At 38.9% G+C, this 24,099-nt stretch carries 24 protein-coding genes; 17 read left to right on the top strand and 7 right to left on the bottom strand.

Features of this window, described 5'->3' with window-relative positions:
• The first annotated feature begins 118 nt into the window (after positions 1-118).
• The 7 genes from VB715_RS00275 to VB715_RS00245 all read left to right on the top strand — a co-directional run bounded on the left by VB715_RS00275 (position 119) and on the right by VB715_RS00245 (position 5,839).
• Positions 119-745 (top strand): FeoB small GTPase domain-containing protein, encoded by a 627-nt coding sequence (locus VB715_RS00275; RefSeq protein WP_323299198.1) that lies wholly within the window; start codon positions 119-121, stop codon positions 743-745.
• A complete protein-coding gene (locus VB715_RS00270; RefSeq protein WP_323299197.1) occupies positions 711-2,177 on the top strand; it encodes a nucleoside recognition domain-containing protein in 1,467 nt (488 codons plus the stop codon). Before VB715_RS00275 ends, VB715_RS00270 begins: the two co-directional genes overlap by 35 nt.
• Positions 2,178-2,429 (top strand): FeoA family protein, encoded by a 252-nt coding sequence (locus tag VB715_RS00265; protein ID WP_323299196.1) that lies wholly within the window; start codon positions 2,178-2,180, stop codon positions 2,427-2,429. It begins immediately after the preceding gene.
• A gap of 310 nt (positions 2,430-2,739) precedes the next feature.
• Positions 2,740-4,695: a molybdate ABC transporter permease subunit gene (modB, locus tag VB715_RS00260; protein WP_323299195.1), complete on the top strand. Its 1,956-nt coding sequence runs from the start codon at positions 2,740-2,742 to the stop codon at positions 4,693-4,695.
• A 16-nt stretch (positions 4,696-4,711) separates the two neighbouring features.
• Positions 4,712-5,002, top strand: coding sequence for a ferredoxin III, nif-specific (gene fdxB, locus VB715_RS00255; RefSeq protein ID WP_323299194.1), 291 nt, complete (start codon positions 4,712-4,714; stop codon positions 5,000-5,002).
• Positions 5,003-5,085: 83 nt separating this feature from the next.
• The gene (locus tag VB715_RS00250; protein WP_323299193.1) at positions 5,086-5,562 is read left to right on the top strand and encodes a hypothetical protein; all 477 of its coding nucleotides are present in this window, start codon (positions 5,086-5,088) and stop codon (positions 5,560-5,562) included.
• Positions 5,563-5,587: 25 nt separating this feature from the next.
• Positions 5,588-5,839 (top strand): hypothetical protein, encoded by a 252-nt coding sequence (locus tag VB715_RS00245; protein ID WP_323299192.1) that lies wholly within the window; start codon positions 5,588-5,590, stop codon positions 5,837-5,839.
• 183 nt (positions 5,840-6,022) lie between these two features.
• On the opposite strand, the gene VB715_RS00240 is transcribed toward VB715_RS00245, so the two are convergent.
• From VB715_RS00240 to infC, 4 genes are all read right to left on the bottom strand, one after another.
• Positions 6,023-7,276: a hypothetical protein gene (locus VB715_RS00240; protein ID WP_323299191.1), complete on the bottom strand. Its 1,254-nt coding sequence runs from the start codon at positions 7,274-7,276 to the stop codon at positions 6,023-6,025.
• A 70-nt stretch (positions 7,277-7,346) separates the two neighbouring features.
• A complete protein-coding gene (locus VB715_RS00235; protein WP_323299720.1) occupies positions 7,347-9,068 on the bottom strand; it encodes a diflavin flavoprotein in 1,722 nt (573 codons plus the stop codon).
• A gap of 16 nt (positions 9,069-9,084) precedes the next feature.
• Complete coding sequence (locus VB715_RS00230; RefSeq protein WP_323299190.1) at positions 9,085-9,543, bottom strand: DUF6174 domain-containing protein; 459 nt, start codon at positions 9,541-9,543, stop codon at positions 9,085-9,087.
• 101 nt (positions 9,544-9,644) lie between these two features.
• The gene (gene infC / locus VB715_RS00225; RefSeq protein WP_323293465.1) at positions 9,645-10,181 is read right to left on the bottom strand and encodes a translation initiation factor IF-3; all 537 of its coding nucleotides are present in this window, start codon (positions 10,179-10,181) and stop codon (positions 9,645-9,647) included.
• A gap of 241 nt (positions 10,182-10,422) precedes the next feature.
• Between infC and VB715_RS00220 the strand changes: the two genes are divergently transcribed.
• On the top strand, positions 10,423-11,337 hold the full coding sequence (locus tag VB715_RS00220) for an alpha/beta fold hydrolase (protein WP_323299189.1): 915 nt from the start codon (positions 10,423-10,425) through the stop codon (positions 11,335-11,337).
• 175 nt (positions 11,338-11,512) lie between these two features.
• Complete coding sequence (locus tag VB715_RS00215) at positions 11,513-12,679, top strand: AAA family ATPase (protein ID WP_323299188.1); 1,167 nt, start codon at positions 11,513-11,515, stop codon at positions 12,677-12,679.
• A gap of 23 nt (positions 12,680-12,702) precedes the next feature.
• Here the strand turns inward: VB715_RS00215 and VB715_RS00210 are convergent, their stop codons facing one another.
• The gene (locus tag VB715_RS00210) at positions 12,703-13,266 is read right to left on the bottom strand and encodes a Uma2 family endonuclease (RefSeq protein WP_323299187.1); all 564 of its coding nucleotides are present in this window, start codon (positions 13,264-13,266) and stop codon (positions 12,703-12,705) included.
• A gap of 171 nt (positions 13,267-13,437) precedes the next feature.
• On the opposite strand from VB715_RS00210, the gene VB715_RS00205 reads away from it, so the two are divergent.
• From VB715_RS00205 to VB715_RS00185, 5 genes are all read left to right on the top strand, one after another.
• Positions 13,438-14,736 (top strand): homoserine dehydrogenase, encoded by a 1,299-nt coding sequence (locus VB715_RS00205; protein ID WP_323299186.1) that lies wholly within the window; start codon positions 13,438-13,440, stop codon positions 14,734-14,736.
• A 70-nt stretch (positions 14,737-14,806) separates the two neighbouring features.
• A complete protein-coding gene (locus VB715_RS00200; RefSeq protein ID WP_416336899.1) occupies positions 14,807-15,601 on the top strand; it encodes a LysM peptidoglycan-binding domain-containing M23 family metallopeptidase in 795 nt (264 codons plus the stop codon).
• Between the two features lie 120 nt (positions 15,602-15,721).
• On the top strand, positions 15,722-16,342 hold the full coding sequence (locus tag VB715_RS00195; protein WP_323299184.1) for a cobalt-precorrin-8X methylmutase: 621 nt from the start codon (positions 15,722-15,724) through the stop codon (positions 16,340-16,342).
• Between the two features lie 19 nt (positions 16,343-16,361).
• Positions 16,362-17,612, top strand: a complete 1,251-nt coding sequence (cbiE, locus tag VB715_RS00190; RefSeq protein ID WP_323299183.1) for a precorrin-6y C5,15-methyltransferase (decarboxylating) subunit CbiE — start codon at positions 16,362-16,364, stop codon at positions 17,610-17,612.
• A gap of 365 nt (positions 17,613-17,977) precedes the next feature.
• Positions 17,978-18,688, top strand: coding sequence for a Crp/Fnr family transcriptional regulator (locus VB715_RS00185; RefSeq protein WP_323299182.1), 711 nt, complete (start codon positions 17,978-17,980; stop codon positions 18,686-18,688).
• On the opposite strand, the gene VB715_RS00180 is transcribed toward VB715_RS00185, so the two are convergent.
• Positions 18,685-19,053: a hypothetical protein gene (locus VB715_RS00180; RefSeq protein ID WP_323299181.1), complete on the bottom strand. Its 369-nt coding sequence runs from the start codon at positions 19,051-19,053 to the stop codon at positions 18,685-18,687. The genes VB715_RS00185 and VB715_RS00180 overlap by 4 nt on opposite strands.
• A 515-nt stretch (positions 19,054-19,568) precedes the next feature.
• On the bottom strand, positions 19,569-20,285 hold the full coding sequence (locus VB715_RS00175) for a Crp/Fnr family transcriptional regulator (RefSeq protein ID WP_323299180.1): 717 nt from the start codon (positions 20,283-20,285) through the stop codon (positions 19,569-19,571).
• A 412-nt stretch (positions 20,286-20,697) separates the two neighbouring features.
• Here VB715_RS00175 and VB715_RS00170 point away from each other — a divergent pair, with 412 nt between their 5' ends.
• From VB715_RS00170 to VB715_RS00160, 3 genes are read left to right on the top strand one after another with little or no spacing between them, the layout of a single operon-like run.
• Entirely contained in the window at positions 20,698-21,735 is a 1,038-nt protein-coding gene (locus VB715_RS00170; RefSeq protein WP_323299179.1) for a permease, read from the top strand.
• Between the two features lie 33 nt (positions 21,736-21,768).
• Positions 21,769-22,584 carry a TIGR03943 family putative permease subunit gene (locus VB715_RS00165; protein ID WP_323299178.1) on the top strand — a complete coding sequence of 272 codons (816 nt, stop codon included), beginning with the start codon at positions 21,769-21,771 and terminating at the stop codon, positions 22,582-22,584.
• A gap of 3 nt (positions 22,585-22,587) precedes the next feature.
• Complete coding sequence (locus VB715_RS00160) at positions 22,588-24,090, top strand: Ig-like domain-containing protein (protein ID WP_323299177.1); 1,503 nt, start codon at positions 22,588-22,590, stop codon at positions 24,088-24,090.
• Positions 24,091-24,099: the final 9 nt, after the last annotated feature.

Here is a 24,099-nt window from a genome sequence, read left to right as displayed (position 1 = left end):
CAATATGAGGCTTATTTTTTTTGCTAAAAATATCAAATATTTTTTTATTATGTAGCTCTAGTTACTGTTTATAACTACAAAAAAAAATACAATAATATTAAGGTAAATTTCTTGACCTATGAAGTGTAATAAATGTCCTGACACTTGCCAAAGTGCAACCACGCAATCAAATAGTTCCTGGCAAAAACTTTTGCCCCCAAATTTCAGAAAGGAATCCCCAATGATTTCCTCTCAAGCAACCTTTGCGCTGGTGGGTTCTCCTAATGTTGGAAAAAGCCTGTTATTTAATGTATTAACAGGGACTTATACCACAGTTTCTAACTATCCTGGAACGACAGTAGAGGTATCTCGAAGTCAGACAATAATTGCGGGAAAACCAGTCACAATTATTGATACACCAGGAATGTATTCCTTAACGCCAATGACAGAAGAAGAAAGGTTTTCTAGGGAATTATTGTTTCAAGATCATCTTGATTTAGCCATTCATGTTATTGATGCTAAAAATCTCAATCGGATGTTAACCCTTACCTTTCAACTGATGGAAACTCAAATCCCAATTTTATTAGCCGTTAACATGGTTGATGAAGCTGAAAAGTTAGGTATTTGGGTCAATGAAAAGCAGTTAGAAGCCTCTCTTGGTATCCCAGTTGTTACCCTGTCTGCTGCTCAAAAACGGGGCATTCAAAGTTTAACAGCTAAGATGGCTAATTATGTCCACCAACCTGCGCTATCCTACAGCTATTGAAGAAGGAATTACTAAAATCGAGTGCCTTCTTTCCTCCGATAAAAATGTCATTAAAGCAGCGATTCAGCCTTTAATTTCTCGGCGATGTTTAGCTCTTTTACTCCTCCAAAAAGATCCCTTACTTTGGGAAAAAGTACGAGAGGAAGAACCCAGTTTTGAAGACATTGAAACTGCCGTCAATTCTGTGCAGTCACAATTTAGTGATCCCTTGATCTTGGTGATTGCTAAAACCCGTCATCAAGCTGCTCGAAAGCTCGAAGAATCTGCTATTGTTAAAATTAAGAAAAAGTCAACGGAAAGTGAGGAATTTTTTCATCAGTTAACCGTTAATCCAATTACAGGATTTCCCCTATTATTTCTCATTCATTATCTCGGAATTTATCAATTAGTTGGTAGTTTTGGCTCTGGGATTTTAGCGAAGAATTTAGACAGCTTATTCCTGGAGAAAATTAATCCTTTTATTAACTTTGTCACGGCTCAATTATTACCTTGGACTGTGTTACAGGATTTAGTTGCCAATGATTATGGCATACTCACCCTAGGAATTCGCTATTCAATTTCGATTATTTTGCCAATTGTTACTACTTTCTTTTTAATGTTTACTCTCTTAGAAGATAGTGGATATTTGCCAAGAATTTCTTTATTAGTTGATCATTTATTTAAACTTATTGGTCTGTCTGGACGCTCTATTATTCCCTTAATTTTAGGCTTAGGTTGTGGTAGTGTGGGAACCTTAGTTACCCGTACAATTGAAAGTAAAAGAGAAAGATTTATTGTTTCTTTGCTCCTCGCTTTAGTGATTCCTTGCTCGGCGCAATTAGGGGTAATTGTTGGCTTGCTTTCTCAAGATACGACTGCCCTAGTAATTTGGGGTGGTGTGATTACTGTAATTTTTGCCATTGTCGGGGTATTAATGTCTAAAGCATTACCCGGAAGTCTGTCCTATTTTTATATGGAAATTCCTCCCTTAAGGTTGCCCCATCCTCGCTCAATTTTGACGAAAACTTATAGTCGTGTTCGCTGGTATTTGAGTGAAGTTATACCCCTATTTATCTTTGGTTCTGTTCTAATTTGGATAGGAAAGTTAACGGGTTTATTAACAATATTAACTCAAGCACTAGAACCGTTCATGATTAGTTTGGGGCTGCCACCTGAAGCATCTCTTGTCTTTCTTTATGGATTTTTTCGCCGTGATTATGGGGCGGCAGGAATGTTTGATTTACATCATTCTGGCATCTTAATGGGACGACAATTAGTGGTGGCAGCCGTTACCTTAACCCTGTTTATTCCTTGTTTTTCTCAAGTTAAATTTATGGTGAAAGAACAGGGAATTAAAAAGACCATTATGATTAGTAGCTTTGTGACATTTTTTGCGTTTTTTATGGGTTATTTACTCAATCAATTCTTACTAATTTTGGAGGTTAATCCTTAAATGTTTACTCAAAGTTTTACCGTAGAATCTTCTGCTCTAAATTTGATGAAAGAAAAAGAAAAGGGCATCATTACTCAATTCCGCAAAAATGATGAAAACCTTCTTAGGAAATTAATTGCGATGGGTATTATGCCTGGACTTTCTATTACTTTAGAACAACGATTTCCCTCTTATGTGGTTAAAGTTGGTGGGACAAGAATTGCATTAGATAGGTCAATTGCGAGGGCAATCTATGTGAGAAAAACTAGGTGATTTTTATGAGATGATTCTAAAGTTTTCACAATTTATTTGGATGATTTTAAGTGAATTGTGGTACAGTATTTATAGTAGGAAAATAACTCAAAAATCTGTACATTGAAACGAGTTTGTTCCTCAAGAAAACTGTTCTACCGATGAGTTTTGGTTCATTGATTGGAGCCATTTTAAGTTAACTTTTAGTAGGCAGTATTCCAGCGGCTACCCTAAAGATTATTTTAGGTATAATCTTAAACCTAGCTGCGTTGAAAGTCTTTCTTCATGTTCAGCCTAAATAGTTGCTTTTTATCAAATCAAAGGAAGTAAAATGACTCTCGACCTTTCCCCTGTTTGGATTTCCTTAAAAACCGCCGCCATGGCCACCGTGATCGCCTTTTTTTGGGGAGCGATCGCCGCTTGGTGGATGTTTAAATATCAAGGAAAAGGGAAAGGGTTAATTGATGGCATTTTCACCTCCCCTTTGGTGCTTCCCCCAACGGTTGTTGGCTTCTTTTTGTTATTACTATTAGGCAAACATGGCCCCTTGGGGAAACTCTTAGGAATATTTGATGTGACGGTAGTTTTTACTTGGTATGCCGCCGTTATTGCGGCCACCGTTGTCGCCTTTCCTTTGATGTACAAAACTGCTTTGGGGGCATTTCGTCAAATTGATCGCAACCTCTTAGCCAGTGCCAGAACCCTTGGGGCCTCAGAATGGCAAGTATTTTGGCTAATTTTGCTACCTTTAGCCAAACCCGGCCTAATTGCGGGGGGACTTTTAGCCTTTGCCCGTGCCTTGGGAGAATTTGGCGCAACTCTCATGTTAGCCGGGAGTATTCCAGGGAAAACCCAAACCATCCCTATTGCCATCTTTTTCGCCGCAGAAAGTGGGGCCATGGATCAAGCGTTACTCTGGGTGACAGTGATTTTAGTTGTCTCCTTAAGTACAGTGATGGCCGTTAACCATTGGACAGAAAACCCTCCCCGCCGACGGGTTAAGGGCAAGGCCAAAGAGGGACAACCCACCCTAGTCGATGAAACCTTGTTAACCGTCGATCCCCCAGTTGTTCCCTTAACCTGGGAAAATTCCCGCCCGGCTTTCCCCCAAGCTTCCGTTGAACTGATCGTGGACATTCAAAAGCAATTCCCTACCTTTTTGCTTAATGTCTCCTTTACAACGGATCAATTACCTCTAGGGCTATTAGGGGCATCAGGGGCGGGAAAAAGCATGATTTTGCGCTGTATTGCTGGCTTGGAAACCCCTGATCAGGGCCGCATCGTCTTAAACGGCCGGGTATTATTTGACTCCCAACAGGGTATTAATTTACCAAGTTGCGATCGCCGGATTGGGTTTTTATTCCAAAATTATGCCCTGTTTCCCCATCTCACTGTTGCCCAAAATATCGCCTTTGGCCTACCGAAAGGCCTCTCATCTAAGGCCATTCGTCAACGGGTGGAAAAACAACTGATTGCTGTCCAGTTAAGGGAATTAGGCGATCGCTATCCCCAGGAATTATCAGGGGGACAACAGCAAAGGGTAGCCCTAGCCAGAGCTTTGGCCAGTGAACCGGATATATTACTCCTAGATGAGCCATTTTCCGCCCTAGACACCTATTTACGGGATCAACTCGAAAAACTTCTCAGACTAAGTTTAACCCGTTATCCCGGCGTTACCCTCTTTGTTAGTCATAACCTAGAAGAAGCCTATCGTCTTTGTCCCAACCTCTTAATTATGGAAGAGGGTAACATTTTGATCCAAGGGCCAAAACAAGAGATTTTCGACTATCCCCATTACTTTCGGGTGGCACAACTCACGGGTTGTAAGAATTTCTCTCGCGCCCTTCCTCTTGCTGCCAATGAAATTACGGCCCTTGACTGGGGATGTACCCTCAAGGTTTATGAACCCATCCCCCCAAATTTAGCCCATATTGGCATCCGCGCCCACCAATTGCTGTTTCCTGACCTTAAAGGCTCAACAGAAGACCACAGCGACAATATTTTCCCTTGTTGGTTAACCACTACCAGTGAAACCCAACATCGGATGACTTTATACCTGAAGTTAAATTCCGCCCCTACCAGCCCTTTCGACTATCACCTACAGGTCGAAGTGTTTAAAAATAAGTGGAATGCCCTCAAAGAGCTTCCCCTTCCTTGGCGGATACAACTTCACCCCCTGCGCCTCATGTTCCTACAGAATTCAAGCGGCTCAAATCCCCTTGGATACCAAGTTAGTCACTCTCCTAGAATGACTAGCAACGATCAGTCCAATCAACGTCTATCCTAAATAAAGGAGAACACTTATGGCAAGTTTAACTGGTCTCACCTTCGGTAAACTCGACTGGATTCCTAAATTTGTTCAGTCTATCAACAAAGAAACCTGTCTCGGTTGCGGACGTTGTTTCAAAGTCTGTGGTCAGAATGTATTATCTTTGCTGGCCCTGAACGAAGAGGGTGAATTCGTTGATGAAGATGAAGATGAAATCGAGCGCAAAGTAATGGCTGTTGTTAATCAAGCCAATTGTATTGGTTGTGAAGCTTGCGCCCGCATCTGCCCCAAAAACTGCTATACTCACGCACCTTTACCTGCGTAAGTCTGATCTGTTGGTTGGGGTTGCGCTCCGGCGCAACCTCCCCCTTTTTCAAGTCAGAAGTAATAATTTTTCTCCACACCATCATGAACCAACTCTCCTGGTACGATGTCTCAGAAGATGTCAAACAATTATTAATTTTAGCCACAGATAATTGGCAAAATACTATTTTATCAGAACAATACATTAATCAAGCTTTAGAGAAAGAGGGAAATAATCTAGATGTTTTGATTGGGGCCTATCGCTTCTTTTTTTATAAAAATAAACCGGAAATTGCTCTCAAGATTGCGAAAAAAGTCTTAAGAATTATCCAGGAAACCGAAAACTTACCGCTAGAATGGGAGCAACTTAAATTCATTTTAGTCGAGCGTCAAAATGAATCGTCCATTCGACTGTATCTTAATGCTTATGCGTCTCAAGGCTTTATTTTGGCAAAATTGGGTCAGGTAGAAGCAGCAAAATTGATTACAGAAAGAGTGAAAACGATTGATGAACATCGGGAATCTTGTGCCACAACGGTTTTTGAAGTATTAACCAAAGATTCCGATGAGGATGATGACTAATTCATTTGCTATCTGAGGAAAAATCATGACACAGCCTCGTCAAGAACAATATTTTAATCTTATTGATGAATTGATGCGTTGTCCCAATGGCTCTGAACCTGATGTTTTGAATTCTAACACAGAATTACTGGATGCTGGTTTTATTAAGTCTTTGATGCAAGTAGCGACAATGATGGCCCATGAAAATAACCCTGATGGGGCTAAATTTTTGATTCATGTTGCTCGTCAATTAGCGAAAGAATTAGGGTTATATCCTGAAGCTCCTGCTAATACTTAAACGTTTATTTTCATTAACAATAAGTTGTTTAAATATACAACAGCTTATCCTACTCAAAGGTGGGGTTAAGCTGTTGTGCATTTAAAGGATACATGATTAAGTTAAGCAATAAATTAGTAAACTCTCTCCCCGTCCCCCTTTCTCCGGTGTCACTCTAATGTAGCAACTTAGATGCTTAACAGCTTAGGTAATGATATCTCTTTTCATTAATCTAAATGTTAGAAAAGCAAATAAAAAATTTCGTAAGTTTAATAGTAATATCATGACGTAATCCATAGATGACAATAACTGATAATTGAAGGGATAAATTATAATTGTTAAAATACATATCAAACACCAAATCATAGTTTCTGTTAATTTTAGCAAAGGAATAAAAGGTAATAACCAGATAATGTATTGTGGAGAAAACACTTTATTACACAAAATAAATATTAATAAGACTATCACAACATATCTGCTAAGAATTTGAATACTAATTTGACCCGTTGAATGATAATTCTTTTGAAAACTAATCTTGGCTTTTATTATTCCTATAATAAAAAGTAATAAAAATAGTATTGGTAAGATTTTTGCTATGAAATCAGCCAGAGGTAATGCTACATGAAAAGCTCCATAATTGTATTGTATCAAAGATTCTTGATTCTTAATCAATCCAAGTTTCTCAGCCAGTAAAATCAAAGAAGCTGGTAAAGTTTCTATCTGTAAACCTCGCTGTTTATGATAAGTTAGAAAAGATAGATAATTTTCAGGGCTAATTAATAAGAAAGGTAAAGATATTATGCTAATAAAGCTAATTGTTGATAGACAGAATTGATAACAGGCTTTATAGTTTTGTTGAACAAACCAATAAAGAAAAAAAATCGGCATCAAAATCACTGGATATAATTTGGCTAAGATTCCAGATCCTAAAAACATTCCAGCAATGATTGGTTGATTTAAGAGTAAGGAATAAAATGAGAGAAGGGTTAAAAGGGAAGGAAATAAATCATAACGCCAAGGTAGTAAAGGAATCGCAATTAATACCATCAAAGCATAAGTAATCAACACTTGTTTATAGCGATATCGTAATTGATTAATCATCGCTATTTTGGCAAGTATCAGTGCAGCATAAGTGCTAAATAAGGCATTTTCTAACCAGAAAAGTCTAGTATAATCACGAATATTAGGGACTAATCCGAATAAAGATTTGCAAAAATTAATTACTTGGGGCAATACCATCGGTACTAAAGCGAGTGGAGGGTATTCTACAGAAAAATCTCGGTAAGGTAACTTTCCATTCATAAGATTAAAGGAATAATCATAGTAAAGCTTTACATCTCCTAGAACTCGGAAAGGAAATTTGTCTTGATTTATCCAGAAAATGCCGATGAAAAATGCTAAAAATTGAATTCCTATTAAAATAATAGAAACTTTCTGGTGATTGACTTTTACGTTCATTTTATTGAGATCTCAAAAAATAGAAAAAACGACAAGGGCTTATTCTAGAGCTAAAGCCCTCACGACAAACTTAGTAATGATTACCAGATTTTCGATAATGAACCGCCGTCACCCCTTCTTCTAAAACTTTACCTTTTTTCGCCACGCCATAAATTACCCAATGATCCCCACATTCCATGCGATCGCCGACAGTACATTCCAAATAAGCCAAAGCATCTTGTAAAATGGGAGAGCCATTCTCCGCCGTCTCAATTTTCACCCCGGCAAAGCGATCTTCTCCAGGAGAAAAAGGCTTAAGAAACTGTTTCATTAACCCCAAATGATTCCCCTCTTTGAGAATATTTAAAACAAAAGAACTACCCTTATGTAACAAAGACTCGATGGCCCGTTCTTTGGCCACCGCAACCGTAAAACCAGGAGGGTTAAAGGTTGCTTGAGATACCCAAGAAGCTAACATCGCCCCGTTTACTTCTCCCTGTTGACAGGTGACAATACATAAAGACCCCACAATGCGCCCTAAAGCTTGTTCTGTTCGCGCCGTTTGGGACTCATTGACCGAGGACTTAGGTTTGCGGCTTTTTTGAGCTTTTTTGATGGTTTGGGCAAAATCTGTCCCGGCCTCTTCACAGGTTTTCAAAGTCCCCTCTGTGGGGGTAAATTTAACCCTGATGGGGTCAAAACCGAACTGATACCCCCCATCCCGAATTTTACCTTCTAAGAGGTCGATCGCTTCCCCACTCCAGCCATAGGAACCAAAAACCCCGGCCAGTTTGGTTTTATCAGCATTGGCCAAAGTAATGCCTAATGCAGTTTGTATTTGAGTCGGGGCGTGGCCACCAAGGGTAGGGGAACCAAAAATAAAGCCTGAACATTGACGAATTGCTTCTTTAATTTCGTCGGGTTCGGCCGCTTCTGCGTTAATAGAGTCTACCCTCACTCCTGCCTTTGTGATCCCACTGGCGATCGCTTGGCCTAAAACAGCCGTATTGCCATAAGCAGAGGCATAAATCAAGGCCACACTCAATTCTTGAGATTTTTGGGCTTTTAACCACTGTTCATAGAAGGCGGTTAATTCTGTTAACCCATATCTAACTAAGGGGCCGTGACCTGTACCATAAATTTTCGCAGGTTTTCGGCTCAATTTTTCTAATCCTGTGGCAATTTGTTTACCATAAGGGGCAATTAAGCAATCAAAATAATAGCGTCGATCTTCAGCGTAAACTGCCCACCCTTCATCAAAAATTTGATCACCGCAAACATGGGCCCCAAATAATTTATCGGTGTAGAGAATTTCTGTTTTGGGATCATAGGTACAGAGTTGGGCTGGATAACGGGGGTTTGGGGTAGGAATAAATTCTAATTCATGTCCTTGCCCTAAATCTAAGGTATCTTCTCCTTTAACGACTTTTAATTGATTGGGAAATTGGGGTAATAAAATATTCGGCAATAACATCGCCCCTGGATTAGAACAAACAATTGTAATTTGGGGGGCAATTTCTAATAAAGCTTTGATAGTTTCCCCTCGGTTGGGGTTAACATGACTGAGAATTACATAATCAATGGTTTTTGGATCAATGCGCTGTTTAATTGCCTTTAAAAAAATCTCGGTAAAAGATTCACCAGGGGGATCAAATAAAGCAATTTTATCTGCTTGAATGAGATAGGAATTAGCTGTAGTTCCCCGTTGTAGTCCATATTCAATTTCAAATTTTAAGCGATCCCAGGTACGCGATCGCAAAACAAGGGTTTCAACACCAATGGGACAAACTTGAACATCTCTCGGTTTAATCATCATTTTTTTTGACTCATTAATTAAGTTTACTGAGATTTTCTACCGTGTAAGTGACTTCATCATCGGCTAACATTTTTCGATAGTCAATGGCGATACGAGTGGGATAACCCAAGGTAGGATGATAGGTGACTAAGATTTCATCGGCTTTTTTTTCAATTGCCTCTGCTATGATTTGAAATAGTTGTTTAATGGTTTTAGGGTAGGTTAAATCAGCGATCGCTTGATTGGTTTTTAGGTCGATAACTTGAGTAATTTTACCATTTTTGACCGAGACTTTGAGAGGAGTATTTCCTGGAGAGGGACAAAAACACTGTTGTTGATAGGTATATTGATAGTTATTAATGGGTTGCGATCGCCATAGTTCACGATTTTCTTGTAATTCTGTGATTAGTTGAGAATTAGCCTGAACCGGCATTATATTTAAGACGATGACCATTGCTAATCCGATCAGAGTTAAGATGCAAAAAGACCCCATTTTTATCTTATTTGTGATCAATTCTGACTCTCCTAACTATTCATACAAAGACAGACGTACCATAGCACGCCTGTCAATCTAGATTTAAGCTTTCAATTAGCTTAACTTAATTTTTTGGGACTGAGTAACATCATCATGTTTCTTCCTTCCCGTTTTGGGGCCTGCTGAATATCAGCCAAATCTTTCAAATCATTAGCCATGCGATCGAGTAAATCTTGAGCTAAATTAGAGTGTTGAATTTCTCTACCCCGAAAGGTAATCGTTGCTTTTACTTTATCACCAGACTTAAGAAAGCGTTGGGCCTGATTGACTCGCACTTGATAATCATGTTCGTCAATTTTATAACGCATCTTTACTTCTTTAACATCAGCAGTATGCTGTTTTTTCTTCGCTTCTCTGGCTTTTTTCTCCTGTTCAAATTTGTACTTGCCGTAATCCATAATGCGGCAAACAGGAGGTTTAGCGGTTTCGCTGACCAAAACCAGGTCTAATTCTCTCTCCTGAGCGATTTTTAAGGCTTCTTCAGGAGTGACAACCCCGACTTGTGAACCATCACTATCGATGACTCGAATTTCGGGGAAGCGGATTCTTTCGTTGATTTTGGGGAGATCGCGTTGTGTGCGTCTTTTATCTATCACAGGCGTTTGTTAATGTCTCTCGGTTGGATGAATGAACTGTAGTAGATTAAGGCTTTTTCAGTAGCTTGTTTTATTTTACTGATTTTCTACCAGGTTCTGTCTGAATTTATTAATTTTATTTTTTAAGTTTGGGGAAGTTATCTTTTTTAGGGATAATCGCCCCCATCTTTTCCCTAGTTTAATCCTTCCTAGGACTATCGTAAAATGAAAAGGTGTAAAGATTTATAAACAGGCGAACTGGGTGAGTTACCAACAACCTTGGGAAATGCGAATTGGACGGCAACGGCACTGGATTTGGCGCGGTTGGCCAATCCGTTATACTTTCTTACCCTCGGCCGGAGGAAAGTTGAAAGAATCTCAACCATCTATGATCTTTTTACATGGATTTGGGGCGGCGATCGAACATTGGCGGCATAATATGCCGATTTTAGCGCAGGATTATCGGGTTTATGCCCTAGATTTATTGGGGTTTGGGGGGTCAAAAAAAGCGGCGGCGGATTACACGGTTGATCTTTGGGTGGAACAAATCCATGATTTTTGGCAAACTTTTATAGGTAAACCTGTTATTTTAGTGGGAAATTCTATCGGTTCTTTAGTTTGTTTAACGGCAGCGTTTAAATATCCTGAAATGGTGGCAGGTATTGCCATGTTAAGTTTACCGGATGTTTCTTTAAGACAGGAAGTAATTCCCAAAGTTTTGCGCCCTATTGTTAATGCGCTTGAGGGATTATTTGCGCCGCCTTTATTATTAAAAGGATTGTTTAAGATTATTCGTCGTCCTGAGATTATTCGTCCTTGGATCGGATTAGCTTATTATGATAAATTAAAAGTAACCGATGAATTAGTTGATATTATTACTATTCCTCCCCAAGATGAAGGGGCCGCTAGGACATTTTGTTTGTTATTTGAAGGGTTGAGAAAGCCTGGTTATGCTCCTGCTGTTAAGGATGTTTTACCTAGTTTAAAAATCCCGATATTATTAGTTTGGGGTCGTCAAGATCGTTTGGTTCCTTTTTCTTTAGCTGCTCAATTTTCTCAATTAAATCATAAGATTACTTTAGTAGAATTAGAGCAGGCTGGCCATTGTCCTCATGATGAATGCCCTGATAAGTTTAATTCTATTTTATTGGATTGGTTGAAATTAGTTAATAGTTAATAGTTAATGGTTATTTGTTTTCGGTTCTTTCTATTATGTTAAGAAAAGAGTTTTTTCTTGAAGTTTTTTGACGAAAAGGATCTCAATTAATCTTAAAACGATTAAAATGAAAACATAAGGTCAAATGTGACTGTATATTTTCAACCAATTAAATAATTAATATAGGGATAAAAAAATGTCTTTAACTAAAACTAATCCTAAATTTGTTGCTGACTTTGTTCATTTTGAGCAGCACGTCGCTAAGCTTTTTAGTCATTATCAATGGGACGTAGAAACCGCAAAACCCAATCAAGTTGGATATGATTTAACAGTAAAAAAAAATAACAATTTTGGAGCCGTTCAAGTAAAATGGCTTAACAATAATGTATCGGCTCCACAACTTTTGAAGTTTATCGATTTTTTAGCATCTCCACAAGGTAAAAAGTTTAATTGTGGCTTTTTTATTACAACTAAAGGTTTTGGTGGCCCTGCTCTTGCTGTTATTAGAGGGTTGGGAGAAAATTCGAGGTTTTTTTGTGGAGTTGCTGAAGAAAACACGGTTAAATGGATACGAGGGCCAGAAGATGGTGCAAATAATCAAGAAAATAGCTCTGAAATTGAGCAACCAGAAAAGATTTATTTTGGTGTTTTTACTTGTAAAGGAGGTGTAGGAAAAACAACAGTTGCAGCCCATTTAGCAGGGGCTTTAGCCCTTCAAGGATTTGATATTGCTTTATTAGATTTAGATCCAGAACAAAACTTACATAAATTAGTTGGGGATGGGGTTTATGTGCCTAACCCTGGTGGTGTTGGTAATACCATTGAGGTTTTTAATGGAAAAACTTGGAATGAAGAATCAGCCCGAAACTGTAAAATAGTGATTTGTGATTGCTCTCCTGCTTTAGAAAGAAATGATGAATCTTTAATCAAAAAACTACACTATTGCATCATTCCGACTACCTTAAATCCTCTAGGAATTAATAAACACGGAGGAGTATTAAAAAAAACGGTTGAAGAAATTCGCAAAATCAATCAAAATGCTCATCTATTTATTTTGATTAATAACCATAAAAATATTGGTGTTAATAGATTTAAGCTACTGCGAGACAGTTTTTTAAATGTTTATCAAGATATTAGTCAAACAGATGATAAATTCCACTGTATTGATCCTGAAGAAGTTTGTATTCGCTCTAGCGATCTTTTGTATTACTGGGGAATTCATTTGCTGGAAGATCCGAATAACCCTCGCAGTGAATTAGCGTTTAAATTAATTGGTGGAAGATGTTATCCTAGGGATGATTTTATTAGATTAGCTGATTACATTGAAAGTAAAGCAGGGTTAGGCATTTTTAGAAATTCATAAATTACTCTATTTTTGCCCAACTTTCAGAGTTTTAACCAATTAAAAACATCCCCAACAGTTAATTTTAATTCAGCTAGAAATTCAGGGACAGGTAAATTATCTTCTGAATTTTCTAAAAATAAGGGTTGCTGTTGAGGAAGAAAGACAAGAATTGATTTAGTTTCCGGATCAATTAACCAACCCAAACAAGTCCCATGATTGAGACAATAAAGGATATTTCCGGTTACTTTAATGGGGTTTTGATTGGGGGATAAGATTTCAATTGTCCAGTCGGGATAGGTTAAACAAATATTAGCAATATCTCCATCTTCATCACGAGGAATTCTTTCCCATTTCAAAACAACCACATCAGGAACAATTGATCTTTCTCCAAAACTACAGCGTAATTCTGGTAAAGCGATGGCAAGAGATGACTGAGTTGCTAAAGTTTCAATGGTGCTGACTAATTTACCTTGAATGCGACTATGTTTTCCTTGGGGCATGGGTTTTTGAATAATTTGACCATTGATGTATTCCTTTGAGGGTTTAGTCTCTGGAAGTTGCAAAAACTCGTCTAATGTTAGGGATTTATTAGAGGTTTGTATCATAAAAAAGTTTAAATATATTTGAGGTTAATTGATAAGTCAATTATAATCCATATTCCTAACCAATATTTATTAAATATAATTATTAAAAAAAGAAAAAAATAGAGATTCGCAACAACTAGGGACAACAAACCGCTAATCTAGATCAAGAAGACGACAACAGGAGTAACAGAAGTGGCCTTCAAGATCGGTTTACTCGGTTTGGGAACAGTGGGAACGGGAACTGCACAAATTATCTTAGATCCTGCGGGACGTAACCCCCTATTGCAAGATATTACGATCCATAAAGTGGGTGTGCGATCGCTGGATAAACCCCGTCAAGTGCAATTCTTACCAGGTATCATGACCACTGACTTAGAAGCAGTAGTCAATGATCCTGACATTGACATTGTGGTGGAATTATTAGGGGGACTCGAACCCGCGCGATCGCTAATTTTACAAGCCATTTCCCAGAAAAAGCACGTTGTCACGGCCAATAAGGCAGTTATTGCCCGTTATGGGGATGAAATCTACGAAGCAGCCAATCAAGCCGGGGTTTACGTTCTCTTAGAGGCTGCTGTGGGGGGAGGTATTCCCATCATCAAACCCCTAAAACAGTCTCTAGGGGCCAACCGTATCACCAGTATTATCGGCATTATCAACGGCACGACTAACTATATTTTGACCCAAATGACCACAGAGGGGGCAGATTTTGGGGAAGTCTTGGCCGAGGCCCAAAAATTAGGCTATGCTGAGGCTGATCCCACGGCCGACGTAGATGGGTTAGACGCAGCCGATAAAATCGCCATTTTAGCCTCTTTGGGGTTTGGGGGAAGGGTAAAACGGGAAGATGTCTATTGCGAAGGTATTCGTAAGGTTAGCGCGGCAGATATCACCTATGCCGATAGACTAGGATTTGTGATTAAACTCCTGGCCATTGCCAAAGGAACAGGGGGAGAAGCGTCCGATAGATTACAATTGCGGGTACATCCTACCCTCGTCTCTAAAACCCATCCTTTAGCCAGTATTAATGGGGTGTACAATGCGGTTTTAGTGGAAGGGAACCCCTTGGGACAAGTGATGTTTTATGGCCCGGGGGCCGGGGCGGGGCCGACAGCCAGCGCGGTGGTTTCCGATATCATGAATATTGTGGCTATCCTTCAAAGTAGCGGCCCGAATAACGGCCTTGATCCCTTATTAAGTTGTGTTCATCAGCATTTTTGCCAAATTACTCCCATAGAACAGATTGAAACTCGCTTTTATGCCCGTTTTCTCACCAAAGATTTACCAGGGGTCATCGGCCATTTAGGAACTGCCTTTGGTGATCATCAGGTGAGTTTAGAGTCGGTGGTACAAATTGGCTTTCAAGGGGAACAAGCAGAAATTGTCGTCGTCACTCACAATGTTTGTGAAGGCAACTTCCGTACTGCCTTAGATGAAATTCGGAATCTAGAGGCGATCGCAGATATTCCGAGTATTTTACGGGTTTTATAGATCAGTGAGTAGTGAACGGTTATTGGTCTTATTTTTCTCCTTTGTTCCCTTATTTTCTTCTGTTTCTGTCATGGCCCAAAGTCCAATGTCAGAAATTTGTCAGACTCCTGCCTTATCTCGTTTACAACGTCATACGGTTGCCCCAGGAGAAACCATTGAAAGTATCGCCCAGACTTATAATTTATTGCCCCAAACCTTAATTCAATTTAATTCGAGTTTACAGGGGGGAACGGTGACAGTGGGGCAGTCTCTTTCAATTCCGCCTTTTAATGGTATTCGGGTGACTGTACCCAATGGGGCAACCTGGAATGACTTGGCTAAGGCTTATGGTATACGGGCCGATGTCTTATTTGAGATCAATGGCTGTGTGAAAACTCCGAAAGTGGTGTTTATTCCGGGGGTTAATTGGGAATCTGGAACGAACGTTCGGCCCAATAATTATACGGGGTTGAGAGGGTATCCTTTACCTGCTGTGGCCCCAGTGGGGCTGTCTTATGGATGGCATACTGACCCGACGACGGGACAAAATTTTTTTCATGGGGGAGTTGATCTTTTAGCTGAGGTGGGAACCCCTGTTTTAGCAGCAGATGCAGGAACGGTGGTTTTTGTAGCCCAAGAGGGGAATTATGGCTTTTTAGTGATTGTTGATCATGGCAATGGACGACAAACTCGTTATGCTCATCTGAGTCGTTTTGCGGCAAAAATGGGTCAATCGGTACAAGTGGGGGATGTGTTAGGGTATGTGGGGGCAACGGGACGACCTGATATCTTAAATTCTCATTTACATTTTGAAGTTCGTTATAAATTCCCCGTAGGCTGGGTAGCACAAGACCCCATGACCCACCTATCAGTTAAAGAGAATTAAAACAAAGAGAAAAGTTACAACCTTAATTATTAGTTTCTAATATGAATGCTTATAGGATTGATTTTTCCCCTATCTGTAAACTTGATGATGAACAATTTCGAATTATTTTCTAAATTTATAATGACTCAATCTTCTCCCCTAAATCACCCCATTGTTGAACAAAGTTTTGCCATCATTGATCAAGAAATTGGAGAACATAATCTTAATTCATTAGAATATGCGATCGCTCGTCGTGTCATCCATTCAACGGCAGATTTTGACTTTATAAAACTCTTAAAATTTAGTCCTGATGCTATTAAATCAGGTATTAATTCCTTTCAACAAAAAAAAACCATTATCACTGATGTAACAATGGTAAAACAGGGCATTATCACCCTAGTTAATAAAACTTTTAATAACCCGATCATAACTGCTGTTGAAGCAGCATCTCAACCCCTACCAGGAAAAACTCGTACAGAAACAGGTTTATTAACTTGTTTTGAAACCTATCCTAATGGAATTTATGTAATTGGAAATGCCCCCACTGCTTTACTTGCTTTGTGTCAACAAATTGCCGAAAAAAACAGCAAACCAAGCTTAATTATTGGCGCACCTGTAGGCTTTGTTTCTGTGTTAGAATCTAAACAAGCATTAGCCAAGATTGATGTCCCTAAAATTCTAGTAGAAGGAAGAAAAGGTGGCTCATCTGTAGCAGCAGCTATTGTTAATGCCTTATTAGTTTTAGGGTGGGAAAATAAGTAACCATTACTGTAAATATATAATGATTAAAGTTGTTGGAATTGGCTTAAATGGACAAGAAAGTTTAACCGAAAATTGTCGAAAAATAACCGAAAATGCTGACTTATTGGTGGGAAGTGATCGCCATTTAAGTTATTTTCCTAACCATCCAGCAAAAAAACTAATTTTAAACAATTTTATTGAAGATATTAACACCCTAAAACAAATTTATCAATCCTATCAGTCAGTTGTTATTTTAGTCAGTGGTGATCCTTTATTTTTTGGGTTAGGAAGATTACTTTTAGAACATTTTGAACCAGAAAATTTAGAATTTTATCCCCATCTTACTTCTCTTCAATTAGCCTTTAGTCGTGTTAAAATACCTTGGCATGATGCTAAACTGATTAGTGGTCATGGTCGTCATTTAGATGAGTTGATCTCTAGTTTGCAACAGGGCATTGAAAAAATTGCTGTTCTCACGGATAATATTAATAACCCTCCAGCGATCGCTAGTCTTTATTTAAGTTTAAATCTACCAACAAATTATGAGATTTGGGTTTGTGAAAATCTAGGAGATAGGAAAGAAAAAATAAGCTCTTTTTCTCCTCAAGATTTAGTTAAGCTTAACCCTGATCAATTTGCTGTCCTTAATGTGGTGATTTTACGGCGTAAAAATCCCATTAAATTAGATAAAAATATTCTTGACAAATTACCCTTATTCGGGATAGAAGATCGCTATTTTTTAACCTTTCAAGATCGTCCTGGACTGATGACAAAACGCGAAATTAGGATGATTATTTTAGGAGAATTATGTCTCAAACCACCCCAAATTATCTGGGATATTGGCGCAGGAACTGGCTCAGTTTCGGTGGAAATTGCCCGTTTATGTCCAACTTCTCAAGTTTATGCTGTTGAAAAAACAGCCATAGGTATCACTTTAATCAATAAAAACACACAAAGATTCAACGTAAATAATGTAATTTCTATTGAAGGAAAAGCCCCAGCTATTTTAAATAATTTGCCAAATCCTGATAGAATATTTATCGGAGGAAGTGGAGGAAACTTAGTCGAAATCTTAAACTTTTGTCAACATAAATTAACTCAAGAAGGATTGATTATTATTGCGGTTGCAACCCTAGAAAATTTGGGGATCAGCTTAAATTGGTTAAAAAATCAGGCTTGGCATTACCAATTACTGGATCTTCAAATATCCCGTTCAGTTTCTCTGTCTAATTTAACACGGTTTTCTCCCTTAAATCCAGTGACTTTAATTACAGGATCTCGTTTATATTAAGATTTACCCAATATTTGATAAACAATGATAGAATAGAGTCAATGTGTAAGAAGATAAGTATTACGCAATAGTATCAGTTTCAAGGGCAATTCCTCCATGCTTACTCTCAAAGAAAATCGGCTCTACCGAACCTAGGATGTAAAACAATTAAAAATTACAGACTTAAACCCTTAAAGGTTAAGCAATAAGAACTAAGCCTGGCTACCTAGGCTCAAAATTAGGCTGTGTAGACAGCCTTTGTGCTTATAGAAAAAGGCTTTAGCCTGTATTCATTTATTAATTTTACTGTAGGGATAAATCGTTTTATACTGACAATTTTTTTTAGTCCTTATTGAGAAATAATTTTAACAAAGTGTAAAAAGTAAATGAATCAAACTTCTCATCTTGTTAACAATCAACTTTTAAGAAATTTACCTAAAGTTGAATATCAAAGAATTAAACCTCACCTAGAATTCATTGATATCCCTCTCGGACAGATTCTTTATGAACCCAATCAACAAATGGAATGGGTATATTTTCCTGAAAACTGTGTGATTTCTCTGGTTTCTATTTTATCTGACAATTCCATGACAGAAATTGGGTTAATCGGTAACGAAGGGATGGTCGGATTACCGATTATTTTAGGTGTAAAGGAGGCGACTCACCAAGCAATTGTACAGTGGACTGGAACGGCTATAAAAATTAGTTCTAAGGTGCTTAAACAGGAGTTTCAACAACAAAAAACTTTATACAACATTCTCTTATTGTACACGGCAATACGATTAAATAAAATTGCACAAACTGCCGTTTGCAAATCTAATCACCAGATAAAACAACAATTTTGCCGATGGTTATTATCAGTACAAGACTCTGTCCAATCAGATGAGTTTTGTTTCACCCAAATCTTGATTTCTAAAATGTTAGGAGTTCGTCGTGCTAGTGTGACTCAGGTTGCTCAACAATTGCGGAATCAAGGAATAATTAATTATCAACGGGGACGCATTACAATCATCAATCGGCGAGCCTTAGAAAATAATACTTGTGAATGTTATCATTTTATGAAAAATGATTATTATCGCTTACTAGGAGCAACTTAATTATAGTTTTCCTCCCAAACAAAACCCTGATTAATGGGGGCTTTTGGCGTAACAAATTCTCGACACCTGATGGTAGAATCTCCATTGAGAATATAGGGAATTTCTTTGGCAATTAGGTTTTCTATTTTCAGTCTTTCTTCTAAGGAAAAACGAAGATAATTACTATTATTCGGTAGATTCTCAACATCCTCAACAACAATATGACGATTGGGAATTTTACAGAGGATATGAGCAATTAGTTTGTGTCGAAAATAGGAACGAGAAAAAAAGACTTGATAAGGATGATCTAGGGGATACTCTGCCAAAAAATCCTCGACTTCTCTAATGACAAGAACTGAGGTCAAATTAACAATTGTATAAACCATTGTGTTAATGCTTCTTAAGCAATCAATAAACAACCTAAGCAAAGAAAAAATAAAATTTACTGTCCCAAAGCCTTTTGAATTTGCTAAGAAAGTGAAGCTTTTTTATCCTACTATTAATTATATTGATAAATCAAAAAAACTACAGTACGATTTCGTACATAGGTAATTCAAATTAATATTTCTTATGAATTTAATTCTGAAATAAAAATGAGAAAATATGAATCTAAACCTCAAAAATTAAGGCAAATTGACTGTCTAGAATTGTCTAATTTATCAAAAATATTGCACAGACTTCAGCCTGATACTAAGTAGGTGAGCAAAATTAATTGGATAAAAACCGTAGGGTGGGCATTGCCCACAACAACCGTCTGATACCAAATCCGGTTCTCAAACCCATCTTATGGCAGAAGGCAGGTGTTCAGGTTGCTAGTACCTCATGAGTCAGGGAAACACTACAACGATTTTAGGCTTTTGGTGGGCAGTGCATCGGCCTACAATTAATTTTGCCGACATACTTATCCGCGTTTTGAGCCAAGTAAACGGATAAACTCATTTTGAATAACCCGATAGCATTCACAGGCATTTTCTTCTAATCCCTCACGATCAAGAATATGCACTTTACCCCGACTATAACTAATTAAACCCGCCTTTTGTAATTCATTAGCCGCATTCGTCACCCCCGCCCTTCTTGTGCCTAACATATTCGCCATAAATTCTTGGGTTAGGGGCAACTCATCTTTAAGAACACCGTCATAAACGGAGAGCAACCAACGGGAGAGACGCTGTCTGATACTATGTTGGCGGTTACAAGCTGATGTTTGTGCCACTTGAGTCAAGCGAGCTTGGGTGTAAATAAGCAGCAATTTTTGTAGGTTTAACCCTCGCTGAAACTCTTGTTTCAAGATTGAACCTTTAATCTTCAAGGCATCCCCTTCCATTTGCACAATAGCTCGACTGATGCTATGTTCTCCCCCTAAAACAATAGGAAGACCAATAAATCCTTCGTTTCCAATTAAACCCATTTCCGTGGTTGCGCCATTATCCATGATAGACACCAGAGAAATCATCGCCCCGATAGGGAAATAGGCAAAGTCAATAAATTCCCCAGGTTCATGTAAAATTGTTGAACTTTGGAGATACACCAACTTAAAATAAGGAGCTAACCGTTTAGATTCCTCCAAAGGCAAAGCGTCAATGAGTTGATTACCTGATTTTGATTGATTTGGTAGCACTGATTATTAAAATTTTGATGCAAGCTATAAAATGTAAACATGATTGAAATTATTACTAATTGTTGTGTCTGATGAAGACAGCAATCATTAGGGCAAAGGGAACAAATGTAACCCAAGACACAAGCTAATACTGAGGTATTTTGCTTTGCTTGGGCATGACTGTATATCCTCCTACAAATGAAACGGTTTTGTCGGTACGCCAACGTACACAAATAAGCAAAATTAGGTATTATTACCGTATCTTTTCTCTATTTGTCCAGTTTTGTCCATCACCTCAGTTCATTTTCGGGGCAGACTCGGACAACCGATCAGTTATAATGAACAATCTTTTCCTCAACCTAGGCAACCCAGAATCTTTATCCTCCGAAATTGCGTCATAATACCCTAACCAGCCTGATCGGGCAATAATCTAATGACTCAACTACACAACGCCTTTACTTTGTTTCTCAGTCTGCTGGTAGAAGCTTTCCCTTTTCTGTTGTTAGGGGTATCCCTTTCCAGTGCCTTACTTATTTTTATTGACGAGCGCAAATTAATCGCTATCCTACCGAAAAATCCCTTATTAGGGGCAGTCGCTGGCAGTTGTATCGGCTTTCTCTTTCCGGTGTGTGAATGCGGTAACGTGCCTGTAGCGCGACGACTGTTAATGCAGGGAATGCCCAACTCAGCGGCCATTGGCTTTTTATTAGCCGCCCCGACCATTAATCCGATTGTAATTTGGTCAACCTGGGTGGCCTTTCGAGATCAACCAGAAATTGTGGTCTTTCGGGTGGTGTTTTCCTTGATAATCGCCATTACCATTGGTTGGATTTTCAGCGTCCAAAAAGATCCCCGTCCCATGTTACAGCCTTTGTTAGCCCAACGGGTGGCCATGATTTCCCGTCGTCCCCGATTTTCCCGTTACTCTGGCCAAGCAGAAACTGAAACGGATTCGATGTTATTACAGTCAGGCACATTTTTACTCGGTACAGCAGGAACACCCTTAAAAATGGAGGAAATGTCAGCCGGGGGCATCAGTTTATCTAGCAAGCAGTCAGGAGAATTTACCCGACGCTTAGGGCTATTTGTAGAGAATGTTAGCCAAGAATTACGGGAATTAGGCGGAATGCTGATTCTGGGGAGTGCGATCGCCGCCTGTCTTCAGGTATTTGTTCCCCGTGAAATCATCTTGAACTTGGGACAAAGCACCATTAGTTCTATCATAGCAATGATGCTGTTAGCGGCCATTGTTTCTATTTGTTCCACCGTTGACTCTTTTTTTGCCTTGTCTTTTGCCTCTACCTTTACCACCAGTTCCCTGTTAGCGTTTCTCGTGTTTGGCCCAATGATTGACATTAAAGCCATTGGTTTAATGTTGTCTATTTTCAAACCCCGAATGATCCTCTATCTTTTTGCCTTAGCAGCGCAATTAACCTTTATTTTGGTCTTATGTCATAGTTATTTCTTCTAGAATGGCTGTGAGAGAAAAGTCAGTGAATTACCCATGAATCTATTATCCAGACTCCAACCCTCCCCTAAGCTAAAACGCCTGTTGCCAGGGTTAGACGTACTGGCAATTTTGCTCTGGGGTGCATTATTGTTTAAATATTGGATCAGTGGCCAATTACGATTACTGATTCATCCTAATTACTTTTGGCTAGTTTTCGTCACCAGTATTCTGCTAGTCTTGTTAGGCGCAGTTAAAGCCTGGTTATGGGGCCAAGAATTCCAAAAAAAATCTAATAGGGAGGAAAATGTACAACATATCACCCTATTTCCCCCAGGATGGGGTAGTGGACTCTTAATTATCACTGCTGTGGCGGGGTTTATTATCCCTCCCACCGTCTTTAATAGTCAAGTAGCCCTACAACGAGGCATTTCTGAATCCTTACCCGTCACCCAAGCCCAAACCGAAAGCTTTAGTGCTAACGTGAAACCTGAAGAGCGATCGCTGATTGATTGGATCAGAACCCTCAATGCTTATCCTGAACCCGACGCTTACCAAGGACAAAAGGCCAAAGTTACCGGATTTGTTGTACATTCGCCCATTCTCCCCGAAAATTATATTTTATTAAGTCGTTTTATTTTGACTTGTTGTGCCGTAGATGCTTATCCGGTGGGCCTTCCTGTAAAATTAAACCGCGATCGCAGTGCCTACCCCGCCGATAGTTGGTTAGAAGTAGAAGGGGAAATGATGACTGAAACCCTTCCGATTGATACCCAAACTATGCAAGAAACCCCGACAGAAAAACGGCAATTAGTGTTATCTGCTAATTCTATAACCACCATTCCCACTCCTGATGATCCCTATGGGTATTAGTCTATGAATAAACTACTATTACAAGAACCTATCGATAAAGTTTCCTTATTCCTCATTGGTGCCTTTACTGTGGTCATTGGTGGCCTGGTTATTGGGGACAAAGTGTGTGGCAATAAATGTTTTTTCCGAAATGGCCCCAGGGTTGAGCATTTTAGCTGGGAAAATCAACAAGTAGGCGCAAAAGATCGGGCCTTTATTTTGACCTTTGACCGACCGATGGATAAAGCCAGTGTGGAGCAAAATTTAGTCATTAAGCCCCCTCTACCGGGGAAAATTAGCTGGGCTGGTCGTAGACTTGCTTACACCCTAGAAACCCCTATTCCTTACGGTCAAACCTATCAAGTAAAGTTAAGTCAAGGGACAGAAAGATTTCGCCACGAAAAAAAACCCGGCCAGGTTATGGAGTCTTTTGTGGGGGAATTTCAAAGCCGCGATCGCGCTTTGGCTTATATTGGAACCCAAGGAGAAGAAGAAGGGAGATTAGTGTTTTATAATGTCACCCAACAGATCAAGCGTATTCTGACACCTCCTGATTTAGTGGTGATGAACTTTGAGTTTTATCCCCAAGGCGATCGCATTTTATTTTCAGCGGCCGAACAAGGGACTGGGGTTGATGGGTTACGACAGTTACAGCTTTATACTGTCACCACTGGGGTGAATAATGGGGTTGAAGATCTTAAAAGTAATTCAGCAGGAAAAATCGAACAAATTTTAGATAATAAAACCTATCAAAATAATCAATTTGATCTATCTCCTGATGGCAAAATTATCGTTGTACAAAGGGTAAATCGAGAAAATCCGGCTGATTTTGATCTTTGGGTACTAAAAGAGGGTAGTCAAGCGGAAAGATTGAAGGTGACAGGGGGAGAATTTGAAATTACCCCCGATAGTCAAACCGTAGCGGTGGCCAGAGGGGAAGGTATTAGTATTTTACCCTTAAAACCAGAGGCAGAACCCTTGGATTTTTTACCAAAATTCGGTCAATTACTGAATTTTACCCAAACGGGAGATGGAGCAGCAATGGTCGATTTTAATACGGATGATGCTAATTTACGGTATACGCGATCGCTGTTTTATGTTAATAATCAGGGCATACAAAAGGAATTATTAAATACACAAGGATCAATTATTGATTGTCAATTTACGCCCATGGGAACTCAACTATATTGTTTATTAACAGAATTATTATCTGGGGATGAATATGAAGAACAACCTTACTTTGCTAAGTTTGATTTGAAGACGGGTAAGATGACACCCTTAGCCAAATTATCAGACTATCAAGATATTAAAATTAGTTTAGCTCCTGATGGGTTGGCATTGCTTTTTGATCAAGTTATCACCAGTAATAATCCTAATTTAACTGATAAATTAACCAGTAATTCAGGGGAGGCAATTGTGGGGGGACAATTATGGTTATTAATTCCCCCAAATGGAAATAAGCCTGATGTTCAAGCTGACTTAAAAGAGTTACCCTTAGTGGGTTTTCGTCCTCAATGGTTGCCTTAAATATTCAGG

The organism is Crocosphaera sp. UHCC 0190 (assembly GCF_034932065.1).
Classification (GTDB): Bacteria; Cyanobacteriota; Cyanobacteriia; order Cyanobacteriales; family Microcystaceae; genus UHCC-0190.
Note: the sequence above shows the minus strand (reverse complement) of the source record. Positions and strands in the feature narration are given on the sequence as shown.